16 protein-coding genes and 1 pseudogene are annotated in these 14,177 nt (G+C 65.3%); 4 read left to right on the top strand and 13 right to left on the bottom strand.

All coding sequences use genetic code 11. The features are described from left to right. The first annotated feature begins 7 nt into the window (after positions 1–7). Positions 8–598 (top strand): LON peptidase substrate-binding domain-containing protein, encoded by a 591-nt coding sequence (locus GJV18_RS16080; protein ID WP_160347463.1) that lies wholly within the window; start codon positions 8–10, stop codon positions 596–598. A gap of 58 nt (positions 599–656) precedes the next feature. Further along, positions 657–1,043 carry a DUF4345 family protein gene (locus tag GJV18_RS16075; RefSeq protein ID WP_160347461.1) on the top strand — a complete coding sequence of 129 codons (387 nt, stop codon included), beginning with the start codon at positions 657–659 and terminating at the stop codon, positions 1,041–1,043. Here GJV18_RS16075 and ypfJ read toward each other — a convergent pair whose 3' ends face one another. The 4 genes from ypfJ to GJV18_RS16055 all read right to left on the bottom strand — a co-directional run bounded on the left by ypfJ (position 1,044) and on the right by GJV18_RS16055 (position 4,862). Continuing rightward, complete coding sequence (ypfJ, locus tag GJV18_RS16070) at positions 1,044–1,898, bottom strand: KPN_02809 family neutral zinc metallopeptidase (protein WP_160347459.1); 855 nt, start codon at positions 1,896–1,898, stop codon at positions 1,044–1,046. 21 nt (positions 1,899–1,919) lie between these two features. Further along, positions 1,920–2,357, bottom strand: a complete 438-nt coding sequence (locus GJV18_RS16065; protein ID WP_160347457.1) for a DUF411 domain-containing protein — start codon at positions 2,355–2,357, stop codon at positions 1,920–1,922. Between the two features lie 20 nt (positions 2,358–2,377). Further along, a complete protein-coding gene (gene trmA, locus GJV18_RS16060; protein WP_160347455.1) occupies positions 2,378–3,466 on the bottom strand; it encodes a tRNA (uridine(54)-C5)-methyltransferase TrmA in 1,089 nt (362 codons plus the stop codon). Between the two features lie 103 nt (positions 3,467–3,569). Beyond that, positions 3,570–4,862 (bottom strand): NCS2 family permease, encoded by a 1,293-nt coding sequence (locus tag GJV18_RS16055; protein WP_160347453.1) that lies wholly within the window; start codon positions 4,860–4,862, stop codon positions 3,570–3,572. Between the two features lie 183 nt (positions 4,863–5,045). On the opposite strand from GJV18_RS16055, the gene GJV18_RS16050 reads away from it, so the two are divergent. After that, positions 5,046–5,600 carry a DJ-1 family glyoxalase III gene (locus GJV18_RS16050; RefSeq protein ID WP_160347451.1) on the top strand — a complete coding sequence of 185 codons (555 nt, stop codon included), beginning with the start codon at positions 5,046–5,048 and terminating at the stop codon, positions 5,598–5,600. Between the two features lie 49 nt (positions 5,601–5,649). Continuing rightward, positions 5,650–5,736: pseudogene (locus GJV18_RS18965) on the top strand (hypothetical protein); the annotation flags it as partial. Between the two features lie 38 nt (positions 5,737–5,774). Here the strand turns inward: GJV18_RS18965 and ureC are convergent. From ureC to urtB, 9 genes are all read right to left on the bottom strand, one after another. Beyond that, the gene (ureC, locus tag GJV18_RS16045) at positions 5,775–7,475 is read right to left on the bottom strand and encodes an urease subunit alpha (RefSeq protein WP_160347449.1); all 1,701 of its coding nucleotides are present in this window, start codon (positions 7,473–7,475) and stop codon (positions 5,775–5,777) included. A gap of 79 nt (positions 7,476–7,554) precedes the next feature. Continuing rightward, complete coding sequence (locus GJV18_RS16040; RefSeq protein ID WP_160347447.1) at positions 7,555–7,860, bottom strand: urease subunit beta; 306 nt, start codon at positions 7,858–7,860, stop codon at positions 7,555–7,557. Further along, entirely contained in the window at positions 7,857–8,378 is a 522-nt protein-coding gene (locus GJV18_RS16035; protein WP_160347437.1) for a GNAT family N-acetyltransferase, read from the bottom strand. Before GJV18_RS16035 ends, GJV18_RS16040 begins: the two co-directional genes overlap by 4 nt. Before the next feature lie 189 nt (positions 8,379–8,567). Next, positions 8,568–8,870, bottom strand: coding sequence for an urease subunit gamma (ureA, locus tag GJV18_RS16030; RefSeq protein ID WP_160347435.1), 303 nt, complete (start codon positions 8,868–8,870; stop codon positions 8,568–8,570). 96 nt (positions 8,871–8,966) lie between these two features. Beyond that, positions 8,967–9,809 (bottom strand): urease accessory protein UreD, encoded by an 843-nt coding sequence (locus GJV18_RS16025; protein WP_160347433.1) that lies wholly within the window; start codon positions 9,807–9,809, stop codon positions 8,967–8,969. Between the two features lie 13 nt (positions 9,810–9,822). Further along, positions 9,823–10,521, bottom strand: coding sequence for an urea ABC transporter ATP-binding subunit UrtE (gene urtE / locus GJV18_RS16020; RefSeq protein ID WP_160347431.1), 699 nt, complete (start codon positions 10,519–10,521; stop codon positions 9,823–9,825). 96 nt (positions 10,522–10,617) lie between these two features. Next, entirely contained in the window at positions 10,618–11,460 is an 843-nt protein-coding gene (gene urtD / locus GJV18_RS16015) for an urea ABC transporter ATP-binding protein UrtD (RefSeq protein WP_160347429.1), read from the bottom strand. Next, complete coding sequence (gene urtC / locus GJV18_RS16010; protein ID WP_160347427.1) at positions 11,457–12,548, bottom strand: urea ABC transporter permease subunit UrtC; 1,092 nt, start codon at positions 12,546–12,548, stop codon at positions 11,457–11,459. Before urtC ends, urtD begins: the two co-directional genes overlap by 4 nt. Beyond that, positions 12,548–14,116 (bottom strand): urea ABC transporter permease subunit UrtB, encoded by a 1,569-nt coding sequence (gene urtB / locus GJV18_RS16005; RefSeq protein WP_160347425.1) that lies wholly within the window; start codon positions 14,114–14,116, stop codon positions 12,548–12,550. Before urtB ends, urtC begins: the two co-directional genes overlap by 1 nt. Positions 14,117–14,177 lie beyond the last annotated feature (61 nt).

The following is a 14,177-nucleotide window of genomic DNA, read 5'->3' as shown; positions in this document are numbered from 1 at the left end:
CTGCGTTGTGAATTTGCCGCTGTTTCCGCTCAAGATCGTGTTGTTTCCCGGCTGCATGCTGGATTTGCAGATCTTCGAGGCGCGCTACCTGGATATGATCAGCCGCTGCATGAAGCAGGGGGAGGGCTTCGGTGTGGTCTGCATCCTCGACGGCGAGGAGGCCGGGGAGGCCGCCGGTGAGTTCTCTGCCATCGGCTGTGAGGCGCTGATCCGCGATTTCGAGCAGCGCCCCAATGGTCTGCTGGGCATTCGCGTGGAGGGCGCCCGGCGCTTTCGCGTGGAGCAGGCCCAGGTGTTGCCCGATCAGCTGACGCTGGGGCAGGTGCACTGGCTGGCCGAAGCCGACGAGCAGCCGCTGCAGGCCGAACATGCCGACCTGTTGGCCCTGCATGGCGCTTTGAGTGCGCATCCGCTGGTGGCCAGCCTGGGCATGCAGCTGGAGCCGACCGGGCAGCAGGCCCTGGCCAATCAGCTGGCCTACCTGTTGCCCCTGGCGGCCGAGGACAAGCTGCATCTGCTGGCCCTGCCCGAACCCCTGCAGCGTCTGGAATATCTGCAGCATGTCTTGGAGCAGTTGCAGGAGCAGTTGGGGGGCTGACGCCTGGTGGCATAAGCGCCTATGCTGCGGCCATCTCCCTCGATTGCAAGGCGCCCCTATGCTGCTGGCTCGGCTGATTCTTACCCTGCAACTCCTGGCCCTGGCGGGCCTGGGCCTGGCCTACTTCGTTCAGCCGCACCAGATGACCCATCTCAGCGGCATGCTGCTGATGGCCCCGGCGGCGGTGACCGATGTGCGCGCCTATTATGGTGGCCTGCAACTGGGCCTGGCGGCCTATCTGGCCCTGGCCTTGTTGCGGGTGGAGCTGATTCGCCCGGCCCTGACTCTGCTGGTGCTGCTTTACAGCGCGCTGGCCCTGGCGCGGATCGGCGGCCTGTATCTGGATGGCGGCGCCCAGCAGACCTTCAACCTCTATGCCCTGCTGCTGGAAGTGGTATCCGCCGGGCTGTGCTTCTGGGCGCTGCGCGGTTTGCCGCGGCACTGATCAGAGTCGGGTGGCCTTGAAGGTGTCGCAGCGGCCGACATTGCCTTGCTCGAAACCCAGGGTGAACCAGCGCACCCGCTGCGCCGAGCTGCCGTGGGTAAAGGAGTCCGGCACCACCTGACCGCGACTTTGCTGCTGCAGGCGGTCATCGCCGATGGCATTGGCGGCGTTCAAGGCCTCTTCCAGATCGCCCGGCTCCAGCCATTGCAGGCGCTTCTGCGCATGGTGGGCCCAGACCCCGGCCAGGCAGTCGGCCTGCAGCTCCTGACGCACCAGCAGGCCCTGTTCACCTTCCATGCGCTCGCCGCGCTGGCGCGCCGCATGCACCTTGGCCGAGATGCCCAGCAGGTTCTGCACGTGATGGCCGACTTCGTGGGCAATCACATAGGCCTGGGCAAAATCCCCGGCGGCGCCGAAGCGTTGTTCCAGTTCGCGAAAGAAACTCAGGTCGATATACACCCGCTGATCACCGGGGCAGTAGAAGGGGCCGACGGCGGCATTGGCGAAACCGCAGGCGGAATTGACGCTGCCGCGAAACAGCACCAGGGTCGGATCGCGGTACTGGCGCTGACCCGCCTGGAACAGCTCGCGCCAGGTGTCCTCGGTATCGCCGAGGATGGCGCGGACGAACTCGCTTTCGGGGTCGTTGGCCGCGGGCGCAGTCTGGCTGGGGGCGGGCGTCTGCAGGGCCTGACCGGCCAGCTGGGTGAGGATCTGCAGGGGCTCCTGGCCGCTGAGCAGGCCGATCACCACCACGATGGCGATGCCGCCCAGGGTCAGCTTGCCGCCGGTGCGCCGACCACCACTGCGGGCATCCACAACATTGTCGCTACGGCGCGCCCGTTTCCAGCGCATGAGGCAGCTCCTTGGCTCGGTTTAGTTGCCAGGGTAGTCGCTAATCACCCGTTCGCCACCTTCGCGCTGCAGACCGAGCACCTGATAGGCATCACGGCGGTCACCATACTCCATACCGGGGGAGCCGGCCGGCATGCCCGGTACGGCGGCGCCGAGCAGGTCGGGCTGCTGGCGCAGCTTGAGGATATCCGCCGCCGGCACATGGCCTTCGACAAACTGCCCGTCGATCACCCCGGTATGGCAGGAGCTTAGGCGCGGCGGCACGCCCAGGCGCTGCTTGACCGCACTCATGTCGTCTTCCACATGGTCGTTGACGACAAAGCCGTTGCTTTGCAGATGCTCGATCCAGGCCTTGCAGCAGCCGCAGTTGGCGTCGCGGTGTACGTCGATGCTGAGTGGTTCGGCGGCCTGGGCCAGGCCACTTAAGGCGGTAAGCAGAGTCAGTGTCAGTAAGCGCATGGTTGCTCTCCAGATAGGGGTCAGCGCCGCTGCAGCAGCACCCCGGCCTCCATATGGTGGGTGTAGGGGAACTGGTCGAACAGGGCGCAGCGGCTGATCCGATGGCTATCATGCAGCTGGGCGATATTGGCCGCCAGGGTTTCCGGGTTACAGGAGATATACAGGATATTGTCGAAGCGCCGGGTCAGCTCGCAGGTGTCCACATCCATGCCGGCGCGGGGCGGGTCGACGAAGACGCTGCCGAACTGATAACTCTTGAGGTCGATATCGGCCAGGCGGCGGAACGGGCGCACCTCGTTGAGCGCCTCTGTCAGCTCCTCGGCGGACAGGCGCACCAGCCTGACGTTATCCACGCCGTTATCGGCCAGGTTGGCCAGGGCGGCGTTGACCGAGGTCTTGCTGATCTCGGTGGCCAGCACCTGACGCACCCGGGTGGCCAGGGGCAGGGTGAAGTTGCCGTTGCCGCAGTAAAGCTCCAGCAGATCGTCGTCGCGCTGGCCCAGGGCCTCGTAGGCCCAGCCGAGCATCTTCTGACAGACCGCGCCATTGGGCTGGGTAAAGGCGCCTTCCGGCTGGCGGTAGCGGAAAAGACGGCCGGCCACCTGCAGTTCTTCCTCGACATAATCCTTGCCGATCACCAGGCGCTTGCCCCGCGAGCGCCCGACGATGCTCACCTGCAGTTCACTGGCCAGCTGCTCGGCGGCGGCCTGCCAGGCCGCGTCCAGGGGGCGGTGGTAGCACAGGGTGATCAGCGCATCGCCGCTCAGGGTGGTGAGAAATTCCACCTGGAACAGCTTGAAACCCAGGGCCGGCGAGGCCTGCCAGGCGGCCTTCAGGCGTGGCATCAGTTCGTTGATGCGGCGGCTGGCGATGGGGAATTGCTCGAAGAAGATCGGCGTATGTTTGTCGCCCGCCTCGAACATGGCGTAGTGACGATCTTCGCCCTCGCGCCACAGGCGGAACTCCGCGCGCAGGCGGTAATGCTCGCGGGGCGAATCGAATACCTCGGGCTCCGGGGCGGCGAAGGGGGCCAGCAGCTCGCGCAGGCGCTGGGTCTTCTCGGCGAGCTGGGCGGCATAGGTGCTGGGGTCGAACTGGGGACGGCTCATGGCGGACTCGGTAACGGGGCAGGGGGCTATTTTTTCATCTTGGGCCCTAAAAAACGAGCGCCCATATAGGGCGCTCGCGGTGGCACAGGGTGAGGCGGATAAGTCAGGCAAAGAACGCCAGCTTCACAACAAACAGCGCCGACAGCACCCAGAGTGCCGGATTGAGTTCCTGCCAGCGCCCGGCCAGCACCTTGACCACGGTCCAGGTGATAAAGCCGAAGGCGATGCCGTTGGCGATGGAGAAGGTCAGCGGCATGGCCAGGGCGGCGACCACCACCGGGGCGGCGACGGTCATGTCGTCCCAGTCGATCTTGGCCAGAGCACTCATCATCAGCACTGCCACGAACAGCAGGGCCGGGGCCGTGGCGTGGGCCGGTACGGCGCCTGCCAGGGGCGCGAAGAACAGGCTGAGGAGGAACAGCGCCGCCACCACGCAGGCGGTCAGGCCGGTGCGCCCGCCGGCGCTGATGCCGGCCGCCGACTCGATATAGCTGGTGGTGGTGCTGGTGCCCAGGGCGGCGCCGGCCATGGTGGCGCCGCTGTCGGCCATCAGGGCGCGGCCCAGGCGCGGCATCTTGCCGTCCTTGTCCAGCAGGTCGGCCTTCTGCGCCACCCCGACCAGGGTGCCGGAGGTGTCGAACAGGTCGACGAAGAGGAAGGCGAAGATCACGCTGAGCAGGCCGATATCCAGGGCGCCCATGATGTCCAGCTGCAGCAGGGTCGGCATCACCGAGGGCGGCATCGACACCACGCCGCTCAGGGTGGACAGGCCCAGCAGGATGGACAGGCCGGTGACCAGCAGGATGCCGATCATCACCGCGCCGGTGACCTGGCGGTAGGCCAGGGCGGCGATCACGAAGAAGCCCAGGCAGGCCAGCAGGGCGCCGCCCTGGGTCATGTCGCCGAGGGTCACCAGGGTGGCGGGGTGATCGACCACGATGCCGGCGTTCTTCAGGGCGATGATCGCCAGAAACAGGCCGATACCCGCGGCGATGCCGGCGCGCAAGGCCAGGGGAATGCTGTTGATGATCCACTCGCGGATCTTGAAGATCGACAGCAGAAAGAAGATCACCCCGGACAGGAATACCGCGCCCAGGGCCACCTGCCAGGTATGGCCCATGGTCATTACCACGGTGTAGGTGAAGAAGGCGTTGAGGCCCATGCCCGGCGCCAGGGCAATTGGGTAATTGGCCAGCAGGCCCATGATCAGCGAGCCGATGGCCGCGGCCAGGCAGGTGGCGACGAATACCGCGCCATGGTCCATGCCGGTCTTGGCCAGCATCTCCGGGTTGACGAAGAGGATATAGGCCATCGTCAGGAAGGTGGTCAGGCCGGCTATGACCTCGCGGCGAACCGTGGTGTTATGTGCTTCGAGTTGGAACAGTTTTTCCAGCATGTGGAACTCCCCGTAACGGCTTCTATACCGTATTTATGCGTGACAAAAGCAAAGCACATTCCGGCGACAATGCAGGATTAGCGCATGATCTGCACAAAGTCGCGGATCATAGCAGCTCGCCTTCGTGGGTTGAATTTATGACCGATTGGACAGCTAAATTTTTATAGCAAGAAGGAGACCAGCATGAGCAAACGAGCCCTGATCACGGTGGCCGATGGGGTCGAAGACCTGGAATGCGTGACCCTGATCGACGTGCTGCGCCGCGCCGAGGTGGAGGTGGTGGTGGCCAGCGTCGAAGGCCGACGCATGGTCACCTGCGCCCGCGGCACCCGGCTGACCGCCGATACCATGCTGGTGGACGTGCTGGCCCAGGATTTCGACCTGATCGTACTGCCTGGCGGCATGCCCGGGGCCCAGCGTCTGGCCGAGCATGAGCCTCTGGCCGAGCGGGTGCGTCAGCAGGCCAGGGCTGGTCAGCTGTTCGCCGCCATCTGCGCCGCCCCGGCTGTGGCCCTGCAGCACTACGGCGTGCTCAAGCAGCGGCGCATGACCTGCTACCCGGCCTTTAGCGACCGTTTGAGTGGCTGCAGCTTTGTCGACCAGGCGGTGGTGGTGGACGGCAACTGCATCACCAGCCAGGGCCCGGGCACGGCCCTGGAGTTTGCCCTGACCCTGGTCGAGCAGCTGGCCGGCAAGGCCGTGCGCCGTCAGGTGGCACAGGCCATGCTGGTGCCCTGAATGGGCGCGGCAAATAACCACAGCGGCAAGAACGCCACCGCCTTCTTTACTCGAGTCCGGTTTCCTCGGCGTCATGCTGTTTAGGTGAAACCGCGTCGGTCTGGGACTGGAGTTCTTCGCCACGCTGATGGTGGCGAACGTTAAAACCCGACTAAGCCATCTGTCGCGGGTCCTTTAGAACAGAAAATAGCGTTGGGCCATCGGCAGCACCTCGGCCGGCTCGCACCAGAGCAACTGGCCGTCGGCCTTGACCTGGTAGGTTTGTGGATCGACCTCGATGTTCGGCAGGTAGCCGTTGTGGATCAGGTCGGTCTTCTGCACCGTGCGGCAGCCTTTGACCACACCGATTTTCTTCTTCAGGCCGAGCTGTTCGGGCACGCCGGCGTCGAACGCGGCCTGGCTGATAAAGGTCAGGCTGGTGGCGTGTAGGCTGCCGCCGTAGCTGGCGAACATCGGCCGGTAGTGCACCGGTTGCGGCGTGGGGATCGATGCGTTGGCGTCGCCCATCAGGCTGGCGGCAATCGCCCCGCCCTTGAGAATCAGCGTCGGCTTGACCCCGAAAAAGGCCGGGCGCCAAAGCACCAGATCGGCCCACTTGCCCTCTTCGATGGAGCCCACCTCGTGGCTGATGCCGTGGGTGATGGCCGGGTTGATGGTGTACTTGGCGATATAGCGTTTGACCCGGAAGTTGCTGTTGCCGGGGCCGTCGCCGTCCAGCGGGCCGCGCTGCTTGTGCATCTTGTCGGCGGTCTGCCAGGTGCGGGTGATGACCTCGCCGACGCGGCCCATGGCCTGGCTGTCGGAGCTGATCATGCTGAAGGCGCCGAGGTCATGCAGGATGTCCTCGGCGGCGATGGTTTCCCGGCGAATACGGCTCTCGGCGAAGGCCACGTCCTCGGCGATGCTCGGGTCGAGGTGGTGGCAGACCATCAGCATGTCCAGATGCTCGTCGATGGTGTTCTTGGTGAACGGCCGGGTTGGGTTGGTCGAGCTGGGCAGCACATTGGGAAAGCCGCAGGCCTTGATAATGTCAGGCGCATGGCCGCCGCCGGCACCTTCGGTGTGATAGGTGTGAATGGTGCGGCCCTTGAAGGCACCGAGGGTGGTTTCGACAAAGCCGGACTCATTCAGCGTGTCGGTATGGATCGCCACCTGCACGTCGTACTGGTCGGCCACGCTCAGGCAATTGTCGATGGCGGCCGGGGTGGTGCCCCAGTCCTCGTGCAGCTTCAGACCGATGGCGCCGGCCCTGACCTGCTCGATCAAGGGTTCCGGCAGGCTGGCGTTGCCCTTGCCGGTAAAGCCCAGGTTCATCGGGAAGGCGTCGGCGGCCTGGAGCATACGCGCCATATGCCAGGGGCCGGGGGTGCAGGTGGTGGCGTTGGTGCCGGTGGCCGGTCCCGTGCCGCCGCCGATCATGGTGGTGACGCCGCTCATCAGCGCCTCTTCGATCTGCTGCGGGCAGATAAAGTGGATATGGCTGTCGATGCCGCCGGCTGTGAGGATCATGCCTTCGCCGGCGATCACCTCGGTGCCGGCGCCGATGGCGATGGTCACGTCCGGCTGGATATCCGGGTTGCCGGCCTTGCCGATGGCGTGGATGCGGCCGTCCTTCAAGCCGACGTCGGCCTTGACGATGCCCCAGTGGTCGATGATCAGCGCGTTGGTGATCAGGGTGTCGACCACGTCGGCTGAGCAGAGCTGGCTCTGACCCATGCCGTCGCGGATCACCTTGCCGCCGCCGAATTTCACTTCTTCGCCGTAGGTGGTGAAGTCCTGCTCCACTTCTATCCACAGCTCGGTATCGGCCAGGCGCACCTTGTCGCCGACGGTGGGGCCGAACATATCGGCGTAGGCTTGGCGGGAGATTTTCATAAGCTGATTTCCTGTAGGGTGCGCCGTGCGCACCAATGCTGTCTGGGTCGTTTCTGGTGCGCGCGGCGCACCCTACGGGTTACAGGTCGCCCATTACCCGCCCGGCAAAGCCGAATATCCGGCGCGCGCCGGCCAGTTCGACCAGCTCCACCTCGCGGCTCTGCCCCGGCTCGAAGCGCACGGCGGTGCCGGCTGGGATATTCAGGCGCATGCCACGGCTGCTGGCGCGGTCGAAGGTCAGGGCATCATTGGTTTCAAAGAAGTGGAAATGCGAGCCGACCTGAATCGGCCGGTCGCCGCTGTTGGCCACGGTTAGGGCCAGGGTGCGGCGGCCGGCATTGAGTTCGATCTCGCCGTCCTGGATCTGGTATTGGCCGGGAATCATCTGGGGTGCTCCTGTGTTTCGGGCAGGATGAGTTGCATAAAGGTCAGATCCAGCCAGCGCTCGAACTTGCGCCCGACCTGGGGCATCTGCCCGGTGGTGACGAAGCCCAGGCGCTGGTGCAGGCGGATCGAGGCGGTGTTCTGCGACTCGATGGCGGCGACCATCACATGCAGGCCGGCGGCGCGGGCGCGTTCGATCAATGCCTGCAGCAGTGCCGGGCCGAGACCCTGGCCGCGTTGGTCTGTGCGCACGTAGACCGAGTGCTCGACGCTGTGGCGAAAACCCTCGATGCTGCGCCAGGTGCCGTAGCTGGCGTAGCCGAGCACCTCGCCGCCAGCCTCTCGCGCCACCAGCACCGGAAAGCCCGCGGCGTTGCGCTCGGCCAGCCAGGCGCGGCGGTTGGCGAGATCCACCAGGGTCTCGTTCCAGATCGCCGTGGTGTTGAGCACCGCGTCGTTGTAGATGGCCAGGATGCCGGATAGATCGGCTTCACCGGCGTCGTGTATCGAATAGGTCATGGCTTGGAGCCTGTTTACGATCTCGCGAGCTAGAGCCATGCAAGGCGCTACGTAGTAACAGCCTCCGGCTGGTCAAAGCGGCGAGAAAGCGGAGTTTACGGGTTGTAAATAAGCATTTTGATCGGACTCGCGCCCGAGCCTGTTTTTAACGCAGCAGGGCCGACGCGCAGCAGGTCGTAGACAGGCTCCTTATGCGATTGGCTGGTGGACGGTCACCAATTTGGTACCGTCGGGAAAGGTGGCCTCGACCTGGATCTCCGGGATCATCTCCGCGATACCCTCCATCACCTGGTCGCGGCTCAGCAGGGTGGTGCCGTAGTGCATCAGCTCGGCGACGCTCTGGCCGTCGCGGGCGCCTTCGAGCAAGGCGGCGCTGATATAGGCCATGGCTTCCGGGTAGTTGAGCTTGAGGCCACGGGCCAGGCGCCGTTCGGCCAGCAGGCCGGCGGTGAAGATCAGCAGTTTGTCTTTCTCACGAGGGGTCAGATCCATCACTTGCTCCAATTCGTTGGGCGGATGTCGCTTTGCACATCCGCCGTTCACAGGTGGAAAACGCGCACGCTTTCCCACCCTGCGGTTGTTGTTCGTTCAGGTGCTCCAGATGCGCGGAGGCACCGCTGCGCGCCCAAGCAATGCTGGGCGCAGCAGGTGCCAGAGCCCGATCAGCCAGGCGCGGGCATGCAGGGCCTCGCCGGCCAGGCAGCGCGCCACCAGCAGGCCGGGCAACTGGCTGAGGTCACCGCGCACGCCGTCGATCTTCAGTTCACGGCAGCGTTCCAGCACGTCGCCAGCGACTTCGCCGCTGATCAGCAGGGTGGCCAATACCGGCTGGCCATCCAGGCCGATGGGCGAGTCGAGCAGGCCGTCGTTACCTGCCACGCGCTGGCGCTCGTGCCAGAGTAGCTGGCCATCGCGGCGGATATTCAGGCGCGCTTGGAAGTGCCCGGCATCGAAACGCTCGCCGCTGGCGGGGCGGCCGAGGGCGACGATATCCCAGTACAGCAGCCGTGCATCGCCGAGCAGTTCGATATCGGTCTGCAGCTCGGCCTGGGCACCGGCATAGACGATGCTTTCCTGGGGCAGCCACTCCAGGGTGGCGCCGGCTGCCACGCGCAGCTTGAGGCTCTGGTAGGCCGGCCCGGAGGCGCGGTACCACTTGGCCGCACCGGGGCTGGTCAGTTGCGCCCAGGCGCCCGCGCCGACGTTGGCCGAGATATCCAGGCGATCACCGCCGGCAATCCCGCCGGGCGGATGCACGATGATGTGCTGGCACACCTCGGGGCCTTCGCCGTACAGGTGCTTCTGCACCCGCAACGGGCCCTTATGGCGGCGCAGCACCGGCCGGGTGGTCGCGCCGTCGCGGGCATAGCCCAGCTCCAGCTCGGCGTGCCAACTGGGGGTGAACAGGGTGGGGGTGAGGAGTGCGTTCATGGTCGAGGTTTTATCAGATCGCCACCAGGCCGCGTACGCCATCGGCCTCCATGGTTTCGCCACGGCCCTGCTGGACGATCTCGCCGCGGCTCATCACCAGGTACTGGTCGGCCAGTTCGGCGGCAAAATCATAGAACTGCTCCACCAGCAGGATGGCCATATCGCCGCGCGCGGCGAGTTTCTTGATCACCAGGCCGATCTCCTTGATCACTGAGGGCTGGATGCCTTCGGTGGGCTCGTCGAGGATCAGCAGGCGCGGCTGGCTGGCCAGGGCGCGGCCGATGGCCAGCTGTTGCTGCTGGCCACCGGACAGATCGCCGCCACGGCGCTGCTTCATTTCGCGCAGCACCGGGAACAGCTCGTAAATAAATTCCGGCACGGCCTTGGCCTGGCTGGCGGGGAAGCGCGACAGGCCCATCAGCAGGTTCTCTTCCACCGTCAGGCGACCGAAGATCTCGCGGCCCTGGGGCACGTAGGCGATACCGGCCTGTACGCGCTGGTGCGGCTTGTGGCCGGTGATGGCCTGGCCCTCCCACTGCACGCTGCCGTCCTTGGCCGGGATCAGGCCCATCAGGCATTTGAGCAATGTGGTCTTGCCCACGCCATTGCGCCCGAGCAGGCAGGTGACTTCACCGACCTTCACCTCGAACGACAGGCCACGGAGGATATGGCTGCCGCCGTAGTACTGGTGGAGTTGCTCAACTTGCAGCATATCGATGTCCTTGTTTATGCGTAGGGTGGATCGCGCTTTATCGATCCACCGTGCAGTGGCTGTGGTGGATGAGAAAAGCGTCATCCACCCTACGTTCTAGCGGCCGAGATAAACCTCGATCACTCGCTCGTCGTTCTGTACCTGTTCCAGTGAGCCTTCGGCCAGCACGCTGCCCTGGTGCAGCACGGTGACGTGGTCGGCGATGGAGCCGACGAAACCCATATCGTGCTCCACCACCATCAGCGAGTGCTTGCGCGCCAGGGACTTGAACAGCTCGGCGGTAAACTCGGTCTCGGCGTCGGTCATGCCCGCCACCGGCTCGTCGAGCAGCAGCAGGTGCGGCTCCTGCATCAGCAGCATGCCGATCTCCAGAAACTGCTTCTGGCCGTGGGAGAGCAGACCGGCCGGGCGGTGGCGCGAGGCATCCAGGCGGATGGTGGTCAGCACCTCGTCGATGCAGTCCTTCTGCTCGCCTGTGAGTGTGGCGCGAAGGCTGGCCCACACCGACTTGTTGGTCTTCTGCGCCAGTTCCAGGTTCTCGAATACCGAGAGCGCCTCGAACACCGTTGGCTTCTGGAACTTGCGGCCAATGCCGGCCTGGGCAATCTGCACCTCGCTCATGGCGGTCAGATCAAACTGCTCGCCGAAGTAGGCCACGCCGTTGTCCGGGCGGGTCTTGCCGGTGATCACGTCCATCATGGTGGTCTTGCCGGCGCCGTTGGGGCCGATGATGCAGCGCAGTTCGCCGACGCCGATATACAGGGTCAGGTCGGTCAGCGCCTTGAAACCGTCGAAGCTGACGTTGATCGCTTCCAGGGTAAGGATGGTGCCGTGGCGCACGTTGACGCCCTTGCCGACGGTCTTGCCGGTATCCAGCGCCAGGCCGGCGACACCTGCGGCCGCATCGAGCATGGCTTCGGGTATTGGGGCGGCTCTCATTGCTCCTTCTCCTTCTTCAACAGGCCGACGACACCACGCGGCAGAAACAGGGTGACGACGATAAACAGCGCGCCCAGGGCGAACAGCCAGTATTCGGGGAAGGCCACGGTGAACCAGCTCTTCATACCGTTGACCAGGCCGGCGCCGAGCAGCGGGCCGATCAGCGTGCCGCGCCCGCCCAGGGCGACCCACACGGCGGCTTCGATGGACTGGGTCGGCGCCATTTCGCTGGGGTTGATAATGCCCACCTGCGGCACATACAGCGCGCCGGCCAGGCCGCACAGCACCGCGCTGAGCACCCAGATAAACAGCTTGTAGCCGCGCGGATCGTAGCCGCAGAACATCAGGCGGTTCTCGGCGTCGCGCAATGCGGTCAGCACCCGGCCGAACTTGCTGCGCGCCAGTCTGAAGCCCAGGTACAGGCTGCCGACCAGCAGGGCCACGGTGGCGATAAACAGCGCAGCGCGGGTGCCGGCGGCGGTGATATCGAAGCCGAGGATGCGGGTGAAGCCGGTAAAGCCGTTATTGCCGCCAAAGCCGGTTTCGTTGCGGAAGAACAGGAGCATGCCGGCGAAGGTCAGCGCCTGGGTCATGATCGAGAAGTACACGCCCTTGATTCGCGAGCGGAAGGCGAAGAAGCCGAACACCAACGCCAGCAGGCCCGGCGCCAGCACCACCAGGCACAGCGCCCAGAGGAAATTGCTGGTGCCGTACCAGTACCAGGGCAGCTCGGTCCAGGCCAGAAAGCTCATAAAGGCCGGCAGCCCATCGCCCGCCGACTGGCGCATCAGGTACATGCCCATGGCGTAGCCGCCGAGGGCGAAGAACAGGCCGTGGCCCAGCGACAGCATGCCGGCGTAACCCCAGACCAGGTCCAGCGCCAAGGCGACTATGGCGTAGCAGAGGATCTTGCCCACCAGCGTCAGGCTGTAGGCCGAGACATGCAGGGCGTGGTCGGCCGGCAGCAGGTGCAGCAGCGGCATGGCCACGAGAATGGCCAGCACCAGCAGGCCAAGGGCCAGCGAAACCTGCGGGCCGAGCTTGGCCGTGGCGCGGGCCAGCAGCGTTTGATTGAGTGGCATGGTCATCAGTCGATCACCCTTCCTTTCAGTGCGAACAGACCCTGCGGGCGTTTCTGGATAAACAGAATGATCAGCGCGAGGATCAGGATCTTGCCCAGCACGGCGCCGATCTGCGGTTCGAGGAACTTGTTCAGCACGCCGAGGCCGAAGGCGGCGGTGACGCTGCCGGCCAGCTGGCCGACGCCGCCGAGCACCACCACCAGGAAGGAATCGATGATATAGCTCTGCCCCAGGTCCGGGCCGACGTTGCCGATCTGGCTCAGGGCTACGCCACCCAGGCCGGCAATCCCGGAACCCAAACCGAAGGCGAGCATATCGACGCGGCCGGTGGGCACGCCGCAGCAGGCGGCCATATTGCGGTTCTGCGTCACCGCGCGGACGTTGAGGCCCAGACGGGTCTTGTTCAGCAGCAGCCAGGTCAGGGCCACAACAAACAGGGCGAAGCCGATAATCACGATGCGGTTGTACGGCAGCACCAGGTTGGGCAGCACCTGCACGCCGCCGGACAGCCAGTAGGGGTTGGCCACCTCGACGTTCTGCGCGCCGAAGGTGACGCGCACCAGCTGGATCAGGATCAGGCTGATGCCCCAGGTGGCCAGCAGGGTTTCCAGCGGGCGGCCGTAGAGATGGCGGATTACCGTGCGCTCCAGGGCCATGCCGATGCAGGCGGTGACCAGGAAGGCGATGGGCAGGGCGAGCAATGGGTAGAGGGCCAGGTACTCGGGGGCCAGGCGCTGGAACATCAGCTGCACCATATAGGTGGTATAGGCGCCGAGCATCAGCATCTCGCCATGGGCCATATTGATCACCCCGAGCAGGCCGAAGGTGATGGCCAGGCCCAGGGCGGCCAGCAGCAGGATCGAGCCCAGGGACAGGCCGCTAAAGGCCTGGCCGAGCAGTTCGCCGACCAGCAGCTTGTTCTTGACCTGGGCCAGGCTTTTTTCGGCGGCGCTGCGCACGGCGGCATCGCTTTCTTCACCGGTCAGCAGGCTTTCCAGGCGGGTGCGCGCCAACGGGTCGCCAGTCTGGCCGAGGCGTTCCACGGCGGCCAGGCGCACGGCCGGGTCTTCGGCTGCCAGTTGCAGGTTGGCCAGGGCCAGAGTCAGTGCGTCCTGCACGCGCTCGTCTTCCTCGGCGGCCAGACGGCTTTCCAGCAGCGGGAGCAGGGCGGGCGGGGTATTGCGTTGCAGTTGCTGGGCGGCATCGAGGCGGACGGCGGCATCCTTGTCGAGCAACTGATGGCTGGCCAGGGCGGTGGCGGTCAGGCCGCGCAGGCGGTTGTTCAGACGCAGCTTGCGCGGCGTACCGTTGGGCTGCGCTTGGCCGTCTGCGGCCTGCCAAGCGTCGTTGCGTTGGATAAAGGCGCGCTTGTCGGCATCGCCGGCGACGCGGCCCTGTTGCAGCGCCTGCAGCAGCGGCAGGCGTTCCGGCACGGGCGCGGCGGCCCAGTCCTGCAGCAGTTTGGCCTGCTTGGCCGGGTTGGCGGCGACGAAGGCGTCGGCCTCATTGGCGCTGGCGGTGAGGGGCAGCAGTAACAGCAGGCCGAGCAGAATTCGGGTAAGGGCAGTGGGCATGGGTGATCCTTTGCGTCCGGCTACGTTTGCCCTCTCCCCAGCCCTCTCCCATAAATGGGAG

Origin of the sequence: Pseudomonas xionganensis (assembly GCF_009763245.1) — a bacterium.
GTDB lineage: Bacteria > Pseudomonadota > Gammaproteobacteria > Pseudomonadales > Pseudomonadaceae > Aquipseudomonas > Aquipseudomonas xionganensis.
Note: the sequence above shows the minus strand (reverse complement) of the source record. Positions and strands in the feature narration are given on the sequence as shown.

Coding starts and splice junctions, on each gene's coding strand:
- GJV18_RS16055 (WP_160347453.1), bottom strand. CDS start 4,862: ATGCTGGAAAAACTGTTCCAACTCGAAGCACATAACACCACGGTTCGC.
- GJV18_RS16075 (WP_160347461.1), top strand. CDS start 657: ATGCTGCTGGCTCGGCTGATTCTTACCCTGCAACTCCTGGCCCTGGCG.
- GJV18_RS16065 (WP_160347457.1), bottom strand. CDS start 2,357: ATGCGCTTACTGACACTGACTCTGCTTACCGCCTTAAGTGGCCTGGCC.
- GJV18_RS16050 (WP_160347451.1), top strand. CDS start 5,046: ATGAGCAAACGAGCCCTGATCACGGTGGCCGATGGGGTCGAAGACCTG.
- ureA (WP_160347435.1), bottom strand. CDS start 8,870: ATGGATCTGACCCCTCGTGAGAAAGACAAACTGCTGATCTTCACCGCC.
- GJV18_RS16040 (WP_160347447.1), bottom strand. CDS start 7,860: ATGATTCCCGGCCAATACCAGATCCAGGACGGCGAGATCGAACTCAAT.
- ypfJ (WP_160347459.1), bottom strand. CDS start 1,898: ATGCGCTGGAAACGGGCGCGCCGTAGCGACAATGTTGTGGATGCCCGC.
- GJV18_RS16035 (WP_160347437.1), bottom strand. CDS start 8,378: ATGACCTATTCGATACACGACGCCGGTGAAGCCGATCTATCCGGCATC.
- ureC (WP_160347449.1), bottom strand. CDS start 7,475: ATGAAAATCTCCCGCCAAGCCTACGCCGATATGTTCGGCCCCACCGTC.
- urtE (WP_160347431.1), bottom strand. CDS start 10,521: ATGCTGCAAGTTGAGCAACTCCACCAGTACTACGGCGGCAGCCATATC.
- GJV18_RS16025 (WP_160347433.1), bottom strand. CDS start 9,809: ATGAACGCACTCCTCACCCCCACCCTGTTCACCCCCAGTTGGCACGCC.
- urtB (WP_160347425.1), bottom strand. CDS start 14,116: ATGCCCACTGCCCTTACCCGAATTCTGCTCGGCCTGCTGTTACTGCTG.
- trmA (WP_160347455.1), bottom strand. CDS start 3,466: ATGAGCCGTCCCCAGTTCGACCCCAGCACCTATGCCGCCCAGCTCGCC.
- urtD (WP_160347429.1), bottom strand. CDS start 11,460: ATGAGAGCCGCCCCAATACCCGAAGCCATGCTCGATGCGGCCGCAGGT.
- urtC (WP_160347427.1), bottom strand. CDS start 12,548: ATGACCATGCCACTCAATCAAACGCTGCTGGCCCGCGCCACGGCCAAG.